19 protein-coding genes are annotated in these 18,749 nt (G+C 73.8%); 8 read left to right on the top strand and 11 right to left on the bottom strand.

All coding sequences use genetic code 11. The annotated features are described in order from the left end of the window. Window positions 1–224: 224 nt before the first annotated feature. The 4 genes from ACZ4VL_RS10330 to ACZ4VL_RS10345 all read right to left on the bottom strand — a co-directional run bounded on the left by ACZ4VL_RS10330 (window position 225) and on the right by ACZ4VL_RS10345 (window position 3,506). Window positions 225–1,457, bottom strand: coding sequence for a glycosyltransferase (locus ACZ4VL_RS10330; protein WP_468198088.1), 1,233 nt, complete (start codon window positions 1,455–1,457; stop codon window positions 225–227). Further along, a complete protein-coding gene (locus ACZ4VL_RS10335) occupies window positions 1,454–2,230 on the bottom strand; it encodes a MerR family transcriptional regulator (RefSeq protein ID WP_468198090.1) in 777 nt (258 codons plus the stop codon). The genes ACZ4VL_RS10330 and ACZ4VL_RS10335 overlap by 4 nt, the downstream gene beginning before the upstream one ends. 110 nt (window positions 2,231–2,340) lie before the next feature. Continuing rightward, window positions 2,341–2,868, bottom strand: coding sequence for a hypothetical protein (locus ACZ4VL_RS10340; RefSeq protein WP_468198093.1), 528 nt, complete (start codon window positions 2,866–2,868; stop codon window positions 2,341–2,343). Window positions 2,869–2,906: 38 nt separating this feature from the next. Then, window positions 2,907–3,506, bottom strand: coding sequence for a TetR/AcrR family transcriptional regulator C-terminal domain-containing protein (locus tag ACZ4VL_RS10345; protein WP_468198095.1), 600 nt, complete (start codon window positions 3,504–3,506; stop codon window positions 2,907–2,909). On the opposite strand from ACZ4VL_RS10345, the gene ACZ4VL_RS10350 reads away from it, so the two are divergent. Then, window positions 3,402–4,571 carry a cytochrome P450 gene (locus ACZ4VL_RS10350; protein ID WP_468198097.1) on the top strand — a complete coding sequence of 390 codons (1,170 nt, stop codon included), beginning with the start codon at window positions 3,402–3,404 and terminating at the stop codon, window positions 4,569–4,571. The two genes, ACZ4VL_RS10345 and ACZ4VL_RS10350, sit on opposite strands and share 105 nt — an antisense overlap. 69 nt (window positions 4,572–4,640) lie before the next feature. Here ACZ4VL_RS10350 and ACZ4VL_RS10355 read toward each other — a convergent pair whose 3' ends face one another. Further along, a complete protein-coding gene (locus ACZ4VL_RS10355) occupies window positions 4,641–5,255 on the bottom strand; it encodes a hypothetical protein (RefSeq protein WP_468198100.1) in 615 nt (204 codons plus the stop codon). 358 nt (window positions 5,256–5,613) lie between these two features. On the opposite strand from ACZ4VL_RS10355, the gene ACZ4VL_RS10360 reads away from it, so the two are divergent. From ACZ4VL_RS10360 to ACZ4VL_RS10370, 3 genes are all read left to right on the top strand, one after another. Continuing rightward, window positions 5,614–6,915 (top strand): FAD-dependent monooxygenase, encoded by a 1,302-nt coding sequence (locus ACZ4VL_RS10360; RefSeq protein ID WP_468198102.1) that lies wholly within the window; start codon window positions 5,614–5,616, stop codon window positions 6,913–6,915. Continuing rightward, complete coding sequence (locus tag ACZ4VL_RS10365; protein ID WP_468198104.1) at window positions 6,912–7,898, top strand: hypothetical protein; 987 nt, start codon at window positions 6,912–6,914, stop codon at window positions 7,896–7,898. The genes ACZ4VL_RS10360 and ACZ4VL_RS10365 overlap by 4 nt, the downstream gene beginning before the upstream one ends. A 167-nt stretch (window positions 7,899–8,065) precedes the next feature. After that, on the top strand, window positions 8,066–9,082 hold the full coding sequence (locus tag ACZ4VL_RS10370) for a quinone oxidoreductase family protein (protein WP_468198107.1): 1,017 nt from the start codon (window positions 8,066–8,068) through the stop codon (window positions 9,080–9,082). A gap of 113 nt (window positions 9,083–9,195) precedes the next feature. On the opposite strand, the gene ACZ4VL_RS10375 is transcribed toward ACZ4VL_RS10370, so the two are convergent. Continuing rightward, window positions 9,196–9,927, bottom strand: a complete 732-nt coding sequence (locus ACZ4VL_RS10375; RefSeq protein ID WP_468198109.1) for an RDD family protein — start codon at window positions 9,925–9,927, stop codon at window positions 9,196–9,198. Window positions 9,928–10,199: 272 nt separating this feature from the next. Between ACZ4VL_RS10375 and ACZ4VL_RS10380 the strand changes: the two genes are divergently transcribed. Further along, on the top strand, window positions 10,200–11,624 hold the full coding sequence (locus ACZ4VL_RS10380; protein WP_468198111.1) for a chloride channel protein: 1,425 nt from the start codon (window positions 10,200–10,202) through the stop codon (window positions 11,622–11,624). A gap of 52 nt (window positions 11,625–11,676) precedes the next feature. Here ACZ4VL_RS10380 and ACZ4VL_RS10385 read toward each other — a convergent pair whose 3' ends face one another. Together ACZ4VL_RS10385 and ACZ4VL_RS10390 are read right to left on the bottom strand one after the other, a co-directional pair. After that, window positions 11,677–12,099 carry a YjbQ family protein gene (locus ACZ4VL_RS10385; protein WP_468198114.1) on the bottom strand — a complete coding sequence of 141 codons (423 nt, stop codon included), beginning with the start codon at window positions 12,097–12,099 and terminating at the stop codon, window positions 11,677–11,679. Window positions 12,100–12,212: 113 nt separating this feature from the next. Continuing rightward, complete coding sequence (locus ACZ4VL_RS10390; RefSeq protein WP_468198116.1) at window positions 12,213–13,565, bottom strand: ricin-type beta-trefoil lectin domain protein; 1,353 nt, start codon at window positions 13,563–13,565, stop codon at window positions 12,213–12,215. Between the two features lie 297 nt (window positions 13,566–13,862). Here ACZ4VL_RS10390 and ACZ4VL_RS10395 point away from each other — a divergent pair, with 297 nt between their 5' ends. From ACZ4VL_RS10395 to ACZ4VL_RS10405, 3 genes are all read left to right on the top strand, one after another. Further along, on the top strand, window positions 13,863–14,972 hold the full coding sequence (locus tag ACZ4VL_RS10395) for a M4 family metallopeptidase (protein ID WP_468198119.1): 1,110 nt from the start codon (window positions 13,863–13,865) through the stop codon (window positions 14,970–14,972). Window positions 14,973–15,035: 63 nt separating this feature from the next. Continuing rightward, on the top strand, window positions 15,036–15,305 hold the full coding sequence (locus ACZ4VL_RS10400; protein ID WP_468198121.1) for a protealysin inhibitor emfourin: 270 nt from the start codon (window positions 15,036–15,038) through the stop codon (window positions 15,303–15,305). Between the two features lie 111 nt (window positions 15,306–15,416). Further along, window positions 15,417–16,373 carry a YhjD/YihY/BrkB family envelope integrity protein gene (locus ACZ4VL_RS10405; RefSeq protein WP_468198124.1) on the top strand — a complete coding sequence of 319 codons (957 nt, stop codon included), beginning with the start codon at window positions 15,417–15,419 and terminating at the stop codon, window positions 16,371–16,373. A 28-nt stretch (window positions 16,374–16,401) separates the two neighbouring features. Here ACZ4VL_RS10405 and melC2 read toward each other — a convergent pair whose 3' ends face one another. From melC2 to ACZ4VL_RS10420, 3 genes are all read right to left on the bottom strand, one after another. Continuing rightward, complete coding sequence (gene melC2 / locus ACZ4VL_RS10410) at window positions 16,402–17,247, bottom strand: tyrosinase MelC2 (protein ID WP_468198126.1); 846 nt, start codon at window positions 17,245–17,247, stop codon at window positions 16,402–16,404. Next, window positions 17,244–17,678 carry an apotyrosinase chaperone MelC1 gene (gene melC1 / locus ACZ4VL_RS10415; RefSeq protein WP_468198128.1) on the bottom strand — a complete coding sequence of 145 codons (435 nt, stop codon included), beginning with the start codon at window positions 17,676–17,678 and terminating at the stop codon, window positions 17,244–17,246. Before melC1 ends, melC2 begins: the two co-directional genes overlap by 4 nt. A 70-nt stretch (window positions 17,679–17,748) precedes the next feature. Continuing rightward, on the bottom strand, window positions 17,749–18,693 hold the full coding sequence (locus ACZ4VL_RS10420; protein ID WP_468198130.1) for an AEC family transporter: 945 nt from the start codon (window positions 18,691–18,693) through the stop codon (window positions 17,749–17,751). Between the last annotated feature and the right edge of the window lie 56 nt (window positions 18,694–18,749).

The raw sequence follows: 18,749 nt of genomic DNA on the forward strand, positions 1-18,749 counted from the left end.
CGGTGCGTCGGCATCCTGCCCCACCCCCGGGCCCGCCCGGAAGACCGCCTCGCCCGGGCGCCGGTACCGCCCACCCGGCCGGCCCGGCGGCAACCGCGCGGGCTGCGGGACGGGTCGTCGCCCGCGCCCGCCCGCGGTCGTTCCGGCCCGCCCCGCCCCGCCCCGCCCCGCCCCGCCCCGCCCCGGCCCGCCCCGCCCCGCCCGGCCCGCGGTGGTCCCGGCCGTCAGCGGGACAGCAGGCGCTCCACCTCCCGGACGACGTGCCCCGCCCCGTCCTCGGCGGCGATCCGCCGGGCGGCGGCTGCGGCCCGGGCCCGGTGCCCCTGCCCCTCCACGGCGTCGCGGAGCGCCCGGGCCAGGGCGGGCACGGAGAGCTCCCCGAACGGGATCGGTGCGGTGGCGGCGCCCAGGGCCGCGACCCGTCCGGCCCAGAACGGCTGGTCGGCCGTGACCGGTACCGGCACCGCCGGCACCCCCGCCCGCAGTGCGGCGGCCGTCGTACCGGCGCCCCCGTGGTGCACCACGGCCGCGGTCCGGGGGAAGAGCAGCTGGTGCGGCACCTCTCCGACGGCCAGGACGTCGTCACCGGTGGCGTGCAGTCCCGCCGCGCCGGCCTGCAGGACGCCGCGGAGCCCGGCCTCCCGCAGGGCCCGTACCGCCATGTCGGCGAGCCGCTCGCCCTCTCCGGCCGCCATGCTGCCGAAGCCGACGAAGACCGGCGGCGGTCCGGCGTCCAGGAAGTCGGCCAGCTCCGGCGGGAGCGCGGCGTCGTCCGGGCAGTGCGGCCACCAGTTGCCGACGACCTCCAGGCCCGCCCGCCAGTCGTCCGGGCGGGGGAGCAGGGCGGAGCAGAAGCCGTGCAGGACCGTCCACCCGGCCCGGTCCTGCCGCCCGCGCACCGCCCGCTGGGCGGCCGGCGGCAGACCCAGGGTGCGGCGCAGCTCCCGCGCGGCCTCGGCGTGCATCCGGTCGACCACGCGCAGCGCGAGGCGGCCCGCGGCCCGGTTCCCCCACGGGCCGAGGGAACGGCCGGCGGCGACCACGGGTGGGAAGCGGGTCGTGGGGGCCACCGGCTGGAGGTACGCGCCCAGGGCCGGTACGCCCAGGGCCTCGGCCAGGTGCCAGCCGAGCGGCGCCGTCGTCGTGGACAGCAGCAGGAGGTCCGCCCCTCCGGCCCCGCCGCCCGCCGCGGCGGACGGGGCGATCGCTGCCAGGCCCTGCCCGAGCTCCCGCATGAAGACGGAGGCCCGGCGCATCATGCCCCCGCCGCCGTCGGGCCCCCCGGTCGGGTCGGCCGCGATCCCCCGGAAGTCCAGCCCGGCCCGCTCCACCAGGGCCGCGAACTGCTCGGGCGCCGCCAGGGTGACGTCGAAGCCGGCGTCCAGCAGCCGGCGGCCCGCCCCGGTGTAGGGGGCGACGTCGCCGTACGAGCCGGCCGCCAGGATCAGTACCCTCATCGTGTCCCCACCCGCCCCGCGTTGGCGTGGACGGCGTCCCGCAGGTACTGGTCGAGCCCCGGCCGCTGCTCGGGGGCGGGCACGACGAGGGCGAAGGCGCGCGCGTCCTCGACGTACTCGTCCGCGATCCGGCAGTGCATCTCCGGCGGGCACGGGGTGAACCAACGGCCGATGTGCCCGCGGTGCTCCTCGGCGAGGTCCATGGCGCGGGGGCTGTCGCAGGCGGCCCCGTCCTCGAAGGCCGCGACGAGCGCTCGCCGCCAGCCCGCCGCCTCGGCCATCAGGGTGCGCCAGTCGTCCTTGGTGTGGGCGGCCGCCCGGGCCATGGACTGCCGGTGGCCCTCGCTCCCGCCCCACTTCAGGTGCGCGTCCGTCGCGTAGCTCAGGTCGAACGCGACCTCCCCGAACACCTCGAACCGCTCCTGCGGGGTGAGCCGTACGCCGGTCTGCTGCACCTCGATCGCCCGCTCGGCGACCTCCACCAGGCTCTGCAGGCGGGTGATCTGCTCCTTCAGCGACCGGTGGCGCTCCCGCAGGTGGGTCAGGGCCTCCGCTTCGGGATCGGCCATGATCGTCCGGATCTCGTCGAGCGTGAAGCCGAGTTCGCGGTAGAAGAGGATCTGTTGGAGCCGCGCCAGGTCCGCGTCGCCGTAGCGCCGGTAGCCGGCGGGACTGCGCTCGCTGGGCGACAGCAGCTGCGCCTTGTCGTAGTGGTGCAGGGTGCGCACGGTGACCCCGGCGAATCCGGACACCTGCCCGACCGAATAACTCATGAAACGACCTTTCCGTTCCGTCGCACCGAGCCTGGAGCCTGACGTAGGGGGAGGGTCAAGCGGTGCACGGTCGACGCGTCCGGGACCCGTGCGCCGGTGCGGCGGCGCCGTCACCCGGCGGGGGACACCCCGAGGTCGTGGCGCATGGCGGCGCGCATGTCCCGCAGCAGTTCCCAGATCCCGTCCCGGGCCGCAGCCACGACGTCGAAGGTGTCCTCCGGTGCGGCCGCGTCGCCGCGTTCCAGGAGCTTGACCCGGCCGTAGACCTCGTTCAGGGCCTGGTTGACGGCACTCGCGCGGGCGAGCACCTCGTCGGGGGCGACCATCTGCGCCTCGGAGTACCGGTCCCGGTGGGCCCGCTTCGCCTCGTCGAGTGCCTCCCGGTCGGCGTCCTCGACGCAACCGTCGCGCAGGAGGTGCAGGTGGCGGGTGAGCGCGGTGGTGAACTGGCGGGCGTCCCGGTTGAGTTCCGCGTAGCAGGTGCGCCGCAGCAGCAGGTCGTCGCGGGTCTGCTCCTGGGCGCGGAGCAGGTCCAGCTCCCGGGCCTTCGCCCGTTCTGCGGCACGCTGGGTGAGGAAGGCTCCCCCCAGCGTGCCGGCCATGCCGACCACTGCGACGACCACAGCGCCGATGTCCACGCTTCCCCCTGACAGCCGTTCACACCCCGGCCCCCATGCTAGTGCTGTGGCCGCAGGTCACCGCCGTCCGGGCCGGGGGCGGTGGTGGCGGAGGGCGCGGTGGCAGCGGCGGTGCCGGTGGCGACGAGGCGTGCTTCGAGGCCGTCGAGAATGGCCTCGACCCCGAACTCGAACTTCCGGCGCGCCGCCTCGGCCGGGTCCTCGACCGCCTGCGCCTCCAGGCGGGCGCGCAGCCGCGGGTACTGGGACGCGATCCCGGTCGCCCAGGACACGACGTCCTCTTCGGCGCCGCCCTCCTCGCCCCGGCCCGGGCGGATCCGCGCCCGTACCATCGCCGCCTTGACCGCGTCGTCGACGGCCGCGCCCGCGAGGAAGGTGACGGCGGTGTTCACGGCCCAGTCGAGGTCGGGGCCGGTGAAGCCCGCGGCCTCGTAGACCGCGTAGCTGTGGCCCTGGAGGCGGGCCATGCCGTGGCCGTAGACGAAGTGCGTGCTGACGGCGGTGATGAGCCAGGGGTGTCGCAGGGTCATGCCGTGGGCGTCGCGGACGAGGGCCCGCGCGGCGGCGCGCCAGCCGACCTCGGCCGGGTCCGGCCGCTCGATCTCCCCGTCAGCCGGATGCTCTATCCCGACGGACACGAAGGCTGGCTGGTCACGGGATACGGTCCGACCCGCGCGGTCCTCGCCGACCCCCGGTGCAGTTCCCGGTACGAGCTGATGCACCTTCCGTTACCGGGCGGCCCCGCCGGCCCGCGGCCCCCGGCGCCGGTCGGCGACATGACCGGGATCGACGCCCCCGAGCACACCCGCTACCGGCGGCTGCTCGCCGGCCGGTTCACCGTCCGCCGCATGCGCCTGCTCGCCGAGCGGGTCGAGGAGACCACCGCCGACCACCTGGAGGCCATGGCGCGCGGCGGTACCGAGACCGACCTGGTCCCGGCCTTCGCCCAGCCCGTCCCCGCCCTCGTGATCTGCGAACTGCTCGGCGTCCCGTTCGCCGACCGGGACACCTTCCAGTCCCACACCCACACCCTGATGAGCCCGGACGCGAGCCCCGAGGACCGGATCGCGGCCGTGACGGGCATGCAGCAGTACATGCTCGACCTGGTCCGCGCCAAGCGTGCAGCGCCGACGGACGACCTGCTCGGCGACCTCACCGCCAGCGACCTCACCGAGGAGGAACTCGCGGGCTTGGGCGGCTTCCTGCTCGGCGCCGGCCTCGACACCACGGCCAACATGCTCGCCCACGGCACCTTCGCCCTGCTCACCCATCCGGAGCAACTCGCCGCCCTGCGCGCCGATCCGGGCCTCGCCGACAGTGCCGTCGAGGAACTGATGCGCTACCTCAGCGTCGCCCACACCATGGTCCGGGTGGCCCTCGCGGACATCGAGCTGGACGGCCGCACCATCAGGGCGGGGGCGACCGTCACCCTGTCCGTCGAGGCCGCCAACCGCGACCCGGAGCGCTTCCCCGACCCCGACACCCTCGACATCCGCCGCAGGGCAACCGGGCAGCTCGGCTTCGGCCACGGCATCCACCAGTGCCTGGGCGCCCAACTCGCCCGCGTCGAGATGCGCGTCGCCCTGCCCGCCCTCGTACGCCGCTTCCCGGCGCTGCGCCTGGCCGTACCGCCCGCCGAGGTCCCGCTGCGCACCGGGATGGACCTCTACGGAGTGCACCGGCTCCCGGTCTCCCTCGCGTGACCGCGCACGCGCGCTCCCCGCCGCCGGACCGGGTCCGGAGGCGGGGAGCGCGCGGAGGCGGGCGGCGGGTCAGCTCTCGGGCACCGCCACCGGAACGGGACGCCGGGCAGCCCGCGTCATGATGAAGTCCACGGGCACGTGGTTCGCCTTGAGCGCCGCGTAGGCGCGGCTCAGCGCCTGCGTCCGCACCGGCCGCCGCGCCGCGGACGCCGACAGGTCGCCCCCGCACTGCAGTTCCCACCGGGGGAAGCGGCGGCGCACCCGCGCCACGGGGGCGCTGGGGGCGAAGTACAGCATGGTGGTGTTCTCGTGCGGGTTGTGGGCCGACCCCTCGTACACCATTCGGCCGCTCGTCTCCAACCGGTCCGCGAGCCGGGTCAGGGTGCTCTCCTCGGCCCGCTCCATGAACAGGCCCACGTGGTTCTCGAAGCCGTGGACGCGCTCCTTCTCGCCGACGTCCTCCTTGTAGGCGGGGCTGGACCGCGGGAAGAGGAAGACCTCGACGTCCGGGGACGGGCCCGCGGTGACGTGCAGGCGCGTCACCCGTATGTCCACGTCCTCCGGCAGCCAATGGCGCTCCACCAGACGGCGCTTCACGAGCACGCTCGGTATGGTGGTCGAGGCGACCCAGCCGTTTTCCTCGAAGTAGTCGAGGGCGGAATCGACCGTTTCCGGGAACAGCAACGTCGCGCAGTGTGAAACAACGCAGCCACTTCCTATTTCCCGTTTGAGATCGCCCGGCATCCACGGCGGCAGGAGATAGTCCAGCGATTTCCTGGAGGCGTGGAGGGCGTAGTCAACAGCATGCTGGAGGCGCTGGACGTCGCACGGTTCGAACGTCTCGTGATGCATGTCGCAGCCTTTCTGTTGCCGACACCCGATTAAAGCCATGTCACCCATCAGGCGGCACTCGGCCGTACGCTAATCGGGTGACCGTTCCTCGTTGACCTGCACATTTTGCCTTTTGCCGGTCCCGGGGTTGTGCTCCTCGCCGAACTACCGCATTTTTGGGCTGAAGAGGTCTTCCCTGGAGGTAGCGAGAATGTCTCGGTACGGCAGAAGGAATCCTCCGCGCATCCTGATAGCCGGTGCCGGAATCGGCGGACTGACGACCGCCCTCAGCCTCCACGCTGCGGGGCTGGACGACGTACTGATCGTGGAATCCTGCCCGCAACTGCGCCCCGTCGGCGCCGGAATCAACCTGCAGCCCGCCGCCGTGCGCGAACTGACCGAACTGGGCCTGGGCGAAGCGCTCGGCGAAGTCGCCGTGGCGACCGCCCGGCTCGAATACCACCACCGCTACGGCGGCCTGATCTGGGGCGAGCCGCGCGGCCGCGGCGCCGGCTACAACTGGCCCCAGTTCTCGGTGCACCGGGCCCGCCTCCAGGAACTGCTGCTCACCGCAGTGCGCGACCGGCTCGGCCCGGACGCGCTGCTCACCGGCAGCCGTCTGGCCGGCTACGACACCGGCGGGCCGGGCCGGGACCGCAGCCCCGTGCGCGCCCTCCTGGAGGGCCGCGGCGAACCGGTCCCGTGCGACCTCCTCATCGGCGCGGACGGCATCAACTCCGGGGTACGCGCGGCCATGTACCCCGACGAGGGTCCGCCGCTGCGCAACGGGATATGCATGTGGCGCGGCATCACCGAGACCGTCCCGTTCCTCGACGGCCGCACGATGGTCATCATCGGCTGCAACAGCAGGGTGAAGGCCGTCGCCTACGCCGTCTCCCGACCCGACGCGCACGGCCGCTGCCTCATCAACTGGGTCGTGGAGAGCCGCACCGACGACGCGGACGCCGACCTCCCGCGCGGCGGCCCCGACTGGGAGCGCGACACCGTGCCGCCGGAGACCGTACTGGCCCACATCGACGGCTGGCGCAGCGACTTCCTCGACCTCCACGCCGTCATCGCCGCGGCCCCCCGCATCGCCCGCTACCCGATGATCGACCGGGACCCGCTGCCGACGTGGCGGGACGGCCGCGTCGTCCTGCTCGGCGACGCCGCCCACCCCGTCTACCCGACCGGCTCCAACGGCGCCTCGCAGGCCGTCGTCGACGCGCGCGTCCTCGCGTACGAACTCGCCCACCACGACGTGGACGAGGCCCTCGACCGGTACGAGTCCGCCCGACTGCCGCAGACCACCCGCCTGCTCGCCGCCCACCGCCGCATGGAACCCGACCCGGTGCTCCGCGAGGTCGAGGCCCTCGCCCCCGACGGCTTCACCGACATCCGCCACGTCCTGCCCGAGGACAGCCTCGCCGGCATCAGGTCCTGCACCCTCCAGGTCACCGGAGTGGACGCCGCAGCACTCAACTCACGCACCTCCTGGAGCGTCGCGGTATGAACAGCACCCCCCGGATCCTCCGCCCCGCCACCGCCGCCGGACTGGCCTGCGTCGCCCTGCTGGCCGCGCTCCTGCCCTCGATCTGGCAGCGCCCGGCCCACCTGTCGCGCTCCGGCCCGGCCGCCCGGCTGCCCGTCTGCGGCGCCCGTACCGGGGCGGCCGCCTGCGTCAGCCTCGGACAGGCCGCCGCGCTCGGCCGCGGCACGGTACGGACGTACAGCGAATACCGCAACGGCATGCCCCGGGCGGTCGGCATATCCCTCACCGCCTCCGCCCTCACCGCACTGCCCACCACCCCCACCGACGGCAAGCACTGCCACGACGCGGACGCCGACGGCAGCACCGACCCCGTCCACGAATGCGTCGGCGGCCACGGCCGCGAGCTCGCCCTGCCCGGCACACCGGCCGGCGCGGCCGGACTGCCCTTCCAGTGGGCCCTGTTCAACTGGAACCCGCACGGCCACAACCCGCACGGCCGCTACGACGTCCCCCACTTCGACGTGCACTTCTACCTCGTGCCCCAGGAAGTCCGCACGGGCATCCGCACCGGCGGCTGCGCCCTGCTCATCGCCTGCGACCAACTCGCCACGGCCGCCCGGCCGGTCCCGGCCGCGTACCTGCCCGCCGGCTATCCCGCGAGCAGCCCGCAGACCGCGGAAGGCGCCATGGGCGCGCACCTGGACAGCCGGCCGCCGACGACCGGAACCCTCACCGGCCAGACCTTCATCTACGGGGCGTACGCGGGCGGCCTCATCTTCATGGAACCCATGCTCACCAAGGACTTCCTGCTACGCCACCGCGACCCCGCCACCGGCCACCGCACCTGCGACTCCATCCCCCAGCCCGCGGCCTGGCGGACCTCCGGCTGGTACCCCACGCGGTACTGCACCGCCTACCGGCCCGACCAGGGCGACTACACCATCTCCCTGACGGACTTCGTCCCCTCGGCCGGATCGCCCGGGTTCACCGGCACCGGCAGCTGAGGCTCACCGGGCCGGTACGGTCGGGCAGTCGGGAGGCGGGGTGGTCGGTCGGGAGGGCGGGCAGTCGCGCCGCCCGCGTGGCGCAGCCGCCGCGTACCGCCCGGAGCCGCCACAATCGGACCGTACCGATCCGATACCGCCTCTCCACCCGTTTTGGGGGCCAGCCGATGTACGCAGCCGTGGTCCACGCCCTGGGTCAGCCGCCCCGCTACGAATCCGTGCCCGAGCCCGCCCCCGCGGCCGGCGAGGTCGTCGTCGACATGCTGGCGGCCGCCCTGTACCCGCTGGTGCGCTCGTTCGCCTCGGGCGGCCACTACACCGGCGGTGACGCGCTGCCGCTGGTGCCCGGCTTCGACGGCGTCGGCCGGACCGCCGAGGGTGCACTCGTCTACGTCCCGGCGCTGGAGCCGCCCCGCGGGACGATGGCCGAACGCGTCGCCGTCCCCTCCGCCTCGCTCCTGCCCGTACCGGAGGGCCTCGATCCGGCCGTGGTCGCCGCCACCATGAACCCCGCCTCGTCCGCCTGGATCGCGCTGCGCGAGCGGGGCCGGCTGCGGGGCGGGGAGTCGGTGCTCGTCCTCGGCGCCACCGGGAACGCCGGGCGGGCCGCCGTCCGACTCGCCCTCGACCAGGGCGCGGAACAGGTCGTGGCGGCCGGCCGTGACCCGCTGGCCCTGGAAGCCGCGACCGCGCTGGGCGCCGCCCGCACGGTCCTGCTGGAGGACTCCGACGAGCAGGTCGCCGACGCCTTCGGTGCCGCGGCCGCCGACACCGACATCGTGCTCGACTACCTGTGGGGCAGGCCCGCGGAACTGGCGCTCGACGGCATCCTGCGCCACCGCTCCGAGCTGACCCGCACCCTGCGGTGGGTTCAGGTCGGCTCCGCCGCCGGCCCCGACATGACGCTGCCGTCCGCCTGGCTGCGCAAGGCCGACGTGGACATCTGCGGCAGCGGGCTGGGATCCATCTCGGCCGCACGCCGCAGCGCCTGCCTGCGCGAACTGCTCGCCCGGCTGCCGTCCCTGGAGCCGACCAGCGAGATCGTCCCCGTACCGCTGGCCGACGTGGAGAGCGCCTGGGAGACCCCGCTGCGTTCCGGTGCCCGCATCGTCTTCGTCCCCGCAGGCGGTGAGGAGCACCACTCCGGTACGGCGCAGCTCGGCAAGGAACGCGAGGCGGTCTGACCACACCCCTCCCGCGGCCCCCGGGTCGGGCCGGGTGTACGCGTACGGTCGGGCCGGCGCAACGCTCCGGCCGGCCCGGCGGGTGGTTGCCCGGCCGGCCCGACGAGGACCCGTCAGGCCATGAGGTCCCGGCGGCGGGCGTACCGGAGCCCGGCCAGGTCGGCGTGGTACATCTCGCCGTCGTCGTTGTCCGTGACGGTGCCCCGGGCGTCACCGCCGCCGAACATGCCGCGGAAGAACGCCCGCACCCAGTAGTACGGCTGGAGCGGCAGCCAGCACAGGCCGCACAGCCAGCGGTACACCGTGCGCCAGAACCCGGGGCGCCCGCCGTCGGAGGCGCGGATCACCCGGATCCCGGTGATCAGCTTGCCCACGGTCGCCCGGAACAGGAACGTCAGCAGCACCTGGTTGACGAAGGACATGCCGAGCAGCGCCGCGAGGGCGGTCATCGGCCGGCCCTCGTGGCCCCGCGCCATCAGGTACGGGACGCCCGCGGCGACGACGACGTCCAGCGTGGCGGCGAGCCCGCGCCGCGCGTCCCCGGCGGGGCCCGGCACGCGCGGCCGCGACGCCTGCCCGTACGGCTGGTGCTGCGCGTAGGGGAGCTGTTGCCCGTACGGGGGCTGCTGACCGTAGGGGGCGGCGTGCTGCTGCGGCCCGTGCGCGTGGCCGTACGGGGCCTGGGGATGCGGAGCCTGGGGGTAGGCAGCCTGGCCGAACGGGGTCTGGCCGTACGGGGTCTGGCCGTACGGCTGCTGGGCGTACGGTTGCGGCGGGGCTTGCTGGGGGTGCGGGTACTGCGGCGGGTACGGCTGGTACTGCGGGCTGCCCGGTGGCGTGTTCATGCCCGCATCATGCGGCACCCCACCTGCGGATCGGACCAGGCGCGCGGCGCTCTTCGGCGTTCCGTTCGACGGGCGGGCGGGGTGTGAGGCCGCGTCAGGACCCCGCGGCCGCATCACCCGTTCGGCGCGTCCCGCCTCGCCGCCGCCGCCCGACCGGGATTGCCTGTGGAGCAGGGCCACCAGGAGGCACACATGCAGGGTGACGACACCGCAGACGTATCCACCGCCCTCCGCCCCCTCGCGGACTTCCTCACCGATGCCCGGGAGCGGCCATGACACCGTCCGACCACCCGGCGCCCCCGCCCTCGGCGCAGCCCCCGCCCCCGCCGTCGGTCGCGACCGCGCCCGGCCTCCAGGCCGACCCCCACGTGTCGCCCGCCGACGCCGAGCCCGTCCTGCGCGCCATCATGCTCAGCCGCGGCTACGCCCGGCTGATGCTGCTGTCCGTCCTCATCGGCGTCCCCGTCGCGGCTGCGTGCTTCTTCTTCGTCAGCTTCCAGCACTACCTGCAGCACCTCCTGTGGCAGTCCCTTCCGCAGACCCTCGGCCTCGGCCGGGCGCCCTGGTGGTGGCCCCTGCCCACCCTGCTGCTGGCCGGTCTGATCGCGGCCCCGATCATCACCCGGATGCCGGGCACCGGCGGCCACGTGCCGGTCAACGGCCTCCGCGGGGCGCCCCTGGGCCCCCGGGAACTGCCCGGCGTCGTGCTCTCGGCCCTCACCGTCCTCCCGCTCGGCGCAGCCCTGGGCCCCGAGGCTCCCCTGATGGCCCTCGGCAGCGGCCTCGCCCTGCTGTGGCTGCACGCCGCGAAGCGCCCGGTGGAACCGAAGATCCAGGCGATCGTCGCCACCACCGGGTCGACCGCCGCCATCTCCACCATCCTCGGCGGGCCGATCGTCGCCGCGCTGATGGTCGTCGAGGCGGCCGGACTGGCCGGGCCCCAGCTCGTCGTCCTGCTGCTGCCCTGCCTCGTGGCCAGTGCCGTCGGCGCCGTCGTCTTCACCAGCCTCGGCGCATGGACCGGCCTGCCCACCGGCGGCCTGACCCTGCCGCAGGTGCCGCCCGACGCCCACCCCGACGCCGGGGACTTCCTGTGGGGCATCCCCGTCGCGATCGCCGTCGCCCTGGTGGTCACCGTCGCGCACGAGTTCGGCCGGCCCGTCCTCGCCTGGACCAAGCAGCACACGGCGCGGAAGACCGTCCTGGCCGCCTTCGCCGTCGGGATCTGCTTCACCGCCTACGCGCTGACCACCGGCCGCTCCCCGGAGGAAGTGGCGCTCTCCGGGCAGATCACCCTGGGCGAACTCGCCGCGGACTACGCCTCCTGGCCCGTGGGCGCACTGCTCGCCCTGGTCCTCTTCAAGGGCCTGGCCTGGGGCATCTGCCTCGGCGCCCTGCGCGGTGGTCCGATCTTCCCCGCCGTGCTGATGGGCGCCGCGCTGGCCATCGCATGCTCCGGGCTGCCGGGCTTCGGCGCCGCCCCGGCGCTCGGCGTCGGCATCGCCGCCGCGACCGCGGTGGTCAGCGGGCTGCCGCTGACCAGCGCGGTGCTCGGGGCGCTGCTGCTCGGCCCCGACGCGCACAACCAGGTGCCGCTCATCGTCATCGCCTCGGTCGTGGCGTTCATCACCAGCCGGTTCGTCGTCTACCGCCGCCGGCCGCCCGGCCCGGTCCTCGCGCAGCCGGAATCGACCTGACGGCCCGATGGCCCGACCGTCCGGCCTCGGGCGGCTATCCGAGGGACGACAGCTATCCGAGGAACGACAGCCGGACCTGCCGGTCGGCGTTGTCCTTGTTGGTGTCGACCAGGCAGACGGACTGCCAGGTCCCGAGCTGGAGGCGGCCGCCCACGACCGGCAGGGTCGCGTGCGGCGGAACGAAGGCGGGCAGGACGTGGTCGCGGCCGTGGCCGGGGGAGCCGTGCCGGTGCTGCCAGCGGTCGTCCGCGGGCAGCAGGGTGCGCAGTGCGGCCAGCAGGTCGTCATCGCTGCCGGCGCCGGTCTCGATGACGGCGATGCCCGCGGTGGCGTGGGGCACGAAGACGTTGAGCAGCCCGTCGCGGCCGGCCGCGGCTTCGGACAGGAACCGCTCGCAGTGGAGGGTGAGGTCGGTGACGGTCTCGGAACGGCCGGTGGCCAGGTCGAGCACCCGGGTGGTGAATCGGTCGGACATGGACACCATGGTGGTCCATCGCGGCGTGCGGTGCGCGCACCCGCCGGACGGTGCGGTGGCCGGCGGGTCCGCCCCGTGCGCCGGAGCGGGCCCGCCGACCCGGTCGGGTGCCCCTACTTGGGAGCCACCCAGACCTGCCGCTTGTCGGTGCCGGCCGCGTACAGCTGGACCGGAGTGCTGTTGGCGGTCGAGCCGCCCTTCACGTCGAGCACCTTGCCCGTTCCGGCGTTCACGATCTGGCCCTCGGCGTTGACCGACCAGCGCTGGGCGGCCGAGCCGTTACAGTCCCAGAGCTGGATCTTGTTGCCGTTGGTGTTCGCGTTGCGCGAGTTGTCCAGGCACTTGCCCAGCGCCCGGAAGGTGCCGTCCTTGTAGAGGATCCAGGACTGCGCCACGGTGCCGTTGCAGGTGTACAGCTGGATCTGGGTGCCGTTGTCGGCCTTGCCGCCCTTGGCGTCCAGGCACTTGCCGCCCAGGCCGGTCACCTTGCCCTGCGGGGCCAGCGCGGCCCCGCCGCCGGCGGCGAGCCGGCGCAGGCCCTGCACGTCGAACTGCTGGACGTACGTGCCGGCCCGCTTGTCCTGGTAGGCGTACGTGGGTGAGCACATCACCGGGAACTGGCCGGAGTCGGTGCCCTTGACGCAGTCGCCCTTGGTCAGACTGCGGTTCGCGTGGGCGAGCCCCAGGGCGTGGCCGAGCTCGTGGCTGATGTGGTTCTTCATGTACGTCTCGCCCATGGCGGCCGTGGGCTTGCCCTGCGGGGTGAAGAACTCGTCGTCGATGTAGGAGTGTCCGCTCGTCACGGTGTCCGGCACGGACGAGTTCGTGAAGCCGCAGCTCAGGTTGGCGCTCCCGGACCCGTCCCGGACCACCTTCCACCCCGTGCTGCCCATGCTGCCCTCGCCCGCGGGCGGCAGGCACGGCCGGTGCAGCACGCCCATGACGACCTCGCCCTTGGGCCTGGCGTAGTCCCAGCCCACCGGGCGGGTGTCCACGGTGACGGGCAGGTTCGTGATGCGCTGGAGGTCCGCCGCCGACGCCTTCACGTAAGGAGCGAGCCAGTCCGCGGACTTCTGGTCGTAGAACTTGATCGTGTAGCCGGTCGGCAGCCACTTGGACGCGTCGTAGATCTTCCACCCCTCGCCCTGGGGCGCGGCCGCGACCACCCCGGCGGCCGCCCGCGACGCGGCCGCGGACTGCGGCTGGCCGGCGCCGAGCGCCATGACACCGTTCCTGAACGCGGTGTGGTCACTCGCGGAGGCGGCGGAGTCCTCCGCGTGGACGTCGGGTGCCTCCGCCGGCGCACCCTCCGGCGCCGGTGTGTCCGGGGTGGCGGTGGCCGCCACCGGCCCGTCGCCGGTGTCCTCGGTGCCGAAGGCGCTGTACGACGTCTGCAGCCCGCCGACGATCGCGGCGGCAGCACACACCGCGACCACCGACGCCCGTTTTCTGGATGTGAATCCCAAGTCCCCGTTGCCCTTCTCCGTGGTTCCGCCCCGGACTCCGGCGCGGAATCGCACACAGGGGCCCGGAATCGAACACATGATAGGTGAGGCTTCTCAAGCGTCCGACCAGGCACAGGAGTTGACCCGTCGGCCCCTGGGGCAGGGCGGGCGGGCGACGGGAGGAGGGGGTGCATCCGGCCGCGCACCGCCGTGTGGGTGTGACGCGCGAGGCTGTTCGGACCAGCCGGAACGGTTCGGCGGGTGAGATCCGCGGGCGGCACCGGGCCCGCGCGGGCCGCCGGCGGGAACCTTCGCAGTGTGCATCCCACTCACCACCCCGCCGGCGACGGTGCGCACCGCCCGTCCGCGTCCGGCACCTGCCAGTGCGCCGTCCTGCCCCCCTACATCCTCGAGAAGCTCGCCGAGGCGGACGACCCGCGGATCCGCGAAGCCGCCGAGAAGACGCTCGAGGTCGACGCCCGGCTGCGTGAGGCCCGGGCCGCCGCGCCGAGGGAGGTGCCGCGCGCCCCCGTAGCCGCGGGCGTCCTGGAGCGGACGGTGTTCGACACCCACGAGAGCCGCGAGGTCCCCGGTGACGCCGTCCGGCCCGAGGGCGCCGACCCCGTCGTCGACGGCACGGTCAACCGCGCCTACGACGGCCTCGGCCTCACCTTCGCCTTCTTCGAGGAGGTCTACGGCCGCCACTCGATCGACGACCGGAACCTTCCGCTCGACGCGACGGTCCACTACCGACGGAAGTACAACAACGCCGTCTGGAACGGCCGCCAGATGATCTTCGGTGACGGCGACGGCATCGTCTTCAACGACTTCACCATCTCCGTGGACGTCATCGCCCACGAACTCACCCACGGCATCACACAGTTCACCTGCGACCTCGTGTACGAGGACCAGTCCGGCGCACTCAACGAATCGGTGTCGGACGTCTTCGGGAGCCTGGTCAAGCAGTACGCCCGCCGCCAGACGGCGGAGGAGGCCGACTGGCTGATCGGCGCCGGACTGTTCACGCCCACCGTGCGCGGCCAGGCACTACGGTCGATGAAGGCGCCCGGCACGGCGTACGACGACCGGCTGCTCGGCGGCCGGGACCCCCAGCCGGACAACATGGACCGCTACGTCGAAACGGACCTCGACAACGGCGGTGTCCACATCAACTCCGGTATCCCGAACCGGGCGTTCTACCTGGTCGCGTCCCGGATCGGCGGCTTCGCCTGGGAGCGGCCGGGCCAGATCTGGTTCGACACCCTCACCTCCGGGGAGCTGACGCCGCGCGCCGACTTCCAGGACTTCGCCCGGGCGACGGTCGCGGCGACGGAACGGCGCTACGGGCGGGGAACGGAGTACGAGGCGGTCATCAAGGCCTGGGCGGAGGTCGGCGTCGACGGCAACGGGGGCAACGGCAATGGCTGAGGCTGAGGGTGCCCCGCCACCCCGTGGCACGGCCGCGCCCCGCTCCGCCTCGTCGCCGGTGCCGTGCGCATCGAGGTGACGCGCAGCGGGGGATTCGCCGGCCTCACGCGTCGGGCCGTCCTGGACACGGCCGGCCGGCCTGACGCGGCCGCACTGGAACGCCTCGCCCGCCGGGTCCTCGCCGAGGCGGGACCCGGGATCCCGGCCGGGGTCCCCGACGGCTACCGGTACACCGTGACCGCGGACGGCCGTACGGTGGAACGCGCCGACCCGGACACCAGCGAAGCCCTGGAGGAGCTGGTCGAGCGGGTACTCCGGGAGGGGACGCGGTGACCGCGGCCCCCGGCCCGTCGCCGCGGCGGGTCTGGGTCCGACGGGGGATCCTGCCGACCGCGTACGCGCGGGTCCCGGCTCCCGCGGTCCGGGAGTGCGAGATTGGGCCCCATGCGCGGCCGCAGAACCCCCTCCGCCCGCGGCGCCGGGCGCCGGTCCCGGTGGCGTGCCTGGTGGCGTGCCCGGTCCCGGAAGCTGGTCACGGTCGCCAAGGGGCAGCAGGAGCGGGCCGAGACCCGGTTCCCGGTGATCACCCACGTCATCGAGCGGCTGATCGCGGTGAACGTCTTCGACTCCGCCACCCGCCTCGCCGCCCAGGTCTTCCTGACCGCCGTGCCCCTGCTGTTCGTCATCGCCTCGTTCGCCCCGGACGGCGTGAGCGAGCAGCTGGTGGACTCCGTGCGGACCACCTTCGGGCTGACCGGGCCGGCCGCCGCACAGGTGGGCGACCTCCTCGGGAAGAACTCCGGGGGCGAGTACGAGGACTTCCGCAGCGCGATCGGGCTCGTCGGCGGCCTGATGGTCCTGGTGTCCGCGACGGCCGTGAGCCGGGCCATGCAGCGGCTGTGCAAACGCGCCTGGGAGATCCCGCGCACCGAGGCCCGGATCTCGGTCTGGCGCTGGGTGGCCTGGATCGTGGTCTGGACGGTGCTGCTGGTCGTCCAGGGCCCGGTGCGCCAGGGCTTCGGGGTCGGCCTGTGGCTCGGCATCCCCCTCGCCCTGGCCCTGCAGACGGCCGCCTGGTGGTGGACCCAGGACCTGCTGCTCGGCGGTCGGCTGGCGCCGCGGGCGCTGTTGCCCGGCGCGGTGCTCACCGCGGTCACGGTCACCGGGCTGTCCTTCACCGCCGGCTTCTACATGCCGCACGCCCTCAACCGGGCGCTGGAGGCGTACGGTTCGACCGGCCCGGTGTTCGTGCTGCTGTCGTGGCTGATCGTGCTGTGCGTCGGGATCACCGTGAGCATGGCGACGGGGGCCGCCGTCGCCCAGGAACCGTACTTCGCCCACCGCCTGGGCAGCCCGCCCCGGCGCGCCCACCCGGGGGCGTGGCGGCACACACCGCCGTGATCCCGCGGCGGGCGGCTCCGGCCGGCGGCTAGGGCCGCCCCGGCGCGGCTCCCTCGGTGTCGAAGGTGTAGAACTTGCGGTGGTCCAGCATGTCGGCCGGGGTCACGTTGTTCCAGGGCCGCATCGGGCGCCGGAGGTCCACCACGTTCGGCGTGGCGGCGGCCGGCAGGTAGGCGGACTTCGGGTGGCGCCGCTGCCACTCGGCCCAGAGCATGTCGACGAAGGCGTGGTGCATCCAGAACACCGGGTCGTTGGGGGAGGCCGCGGTGCCCATGTGCCCGCCGACCCACACGTGGACCCGGTTGTGCAGGCCGGCGCCCCGCCACCCCTCCAGGTGGTTGCGGAAGCCGCCCGAGGAGCTGTTCCAGGGGGCGGTGTCGTACTCGGGCATGTCCAGCACGGCGTTCACCTCGGCCTTCGTCGGCAGCTGGGCCCCGCCCGCGCCGAGCGAACGCCGCAGGAACGCATGCCGGTCGACGCCCACCGTGATGTTCCACCGGCGCCCGGAGTGGGCGAACGGGCCGTCGAGCACCTGCCCGTCCAGCGGCCGGCCGGTGCCGCCGAGGAAGTCCGGGCCCCACAGCGAGGAGGCGGGGGTGCGGTCCACGGTCCAGTCCCAGTACGGGAGGGAGACCTTCGGGTCCACCTTCTGCAGCTCGGCCTCGAAGTCCAGCAGGAAGCGCCGGTGCCACGGCAGGAAGGACGGGCAGCGGTGGCCGACCCGGTCGCCGAAGTCGGAGTCGGTCCTGAGGAAGGCGTTGTGCGTGGCGACGAACCGGTCGTAGACCCCGGTGCGCTTGAGTTCGAGGAGGGCGTTGGTGAAGGCGCGCTTCTCGTCGGAGGTGAGCGTGGCCTGGCTCTTGCGGACGGTCACTGCGCGGCTCCCTCGGGGGCGAAGGGGGCGAGGTGGCCCCCCTGGAGGGTGCGGACGGCGGCGCGGGCGGCCGCGACGGGGTCCGGGAAGGTCTCGTAGTGGTTGATGACGCTGACCCAGGTGCCGTCGGCGTTGCGCATGACGTGCAGCTCGTTGCCGTCGATCTTGATGGTGGGCCAGGCGGGCAGCCCGTGCCCCTCGTGCCCGCCGCCGCCCTTGGCGAGGGAGATCTGGATCCGGCGCCCCTCGAACACCTCGTCGATGCCGTTGGCGGGTATGGACAGGCCCGAGGCGCTCACACCGGGCTGTGCCTTCGCATCGGGGGCCGACGAGGGCTTGGCCGCGTCGCACGCGACGAGGCCGGTCAGACCGAGGGCGGTCGCTGCGCCGGCAGCGGTGCCCAGGGCCTGTCTGCGGGTGATCTTCTTCATGGCATGAACATGTACCACGGATCCTGCGACGGTCTCGTCACGGTCCCGTCGCAGGTCACACCGGTCGCCGTCACACGGCCCACTGGGTCCACAACGGGAGCAGCAACAGCGCGACGACCGAACTCTTCACGACGAGCGCGGCGGCGACGTCGACGCCGACGTCGTAGCGCTGGGCGTAGACGAACAGGTTCTGCGGTGCGGGCATCGCAGCGATCAGGACGAGCTGGCTCAGCCGCTCGCCCTCCAGCCCGAAGCCGTAGCGGCACACGGCGAAGGTGATCAGGGGGAGGGCCACGCACTTGACGGCGATGATCCACACCTCCTCCAGCGTGGTGCCGCGAACCTCCAGCCCGCTCCCCCCGAGGTGCAGCCCGAGGGCGAACAACGCCACGGGCGAAGCGCTGTCACCGACGAACGCGAAGCCGTCGAGCACGACCCCGGGCACCGGAAGGGACAGCAGGTTGAGCGCGATGCCCGCGTTGCAGGCGACCACCACCGGCGTCAGCAGCGAGGCCCCGACGGCCGATCCGAGCCGCCGGACCGGGCTGCCGGTCCGGTCCGGCCGCCCCCACTCCATGACGGCGATGATGACCAGGGACAGCACGCACACCTGGAACAGCAGCACCGGGAAGATCGGCGCCGCGTCCCCGAACAGCATGATGAACACCGGCACGGCGAAATAGGCCGTGTTGACCTGCACGGCGGCCATGATGCGCAGTGCGACACCGCGCGGGTCCCGGACACCGCCGAGCGTCCCGGCCAGGACGCCGGTCAGCACGGCCGCGGTGGCGGCGGCGGCCGCGTAGGCGGTGACGGCCCGCCAGTGGAACAGGGCCGCCAGGTCGCTGCGGTAGATGTTGCCGAACAGGAAGCACGGGACGGCGAAGAGGAACGCGTAATCGGCGAAGACCTTGGAACTCTCCGCCGGAATCACCTTCCGGCGGGCGAGGACGACCCCGCAGCCGAATGCCAGCACCACCGGTGCCAGCTTCTCCAGAGCCCCCACCGTTCCCATGTGCGCCCCCGCTCCCATGATCACCCGACCGACGACGGGATCGTAGGCCGCTCCCC

Source organism: Streptomyces sp. NPDC029014, from assembly GCF_055564695.1.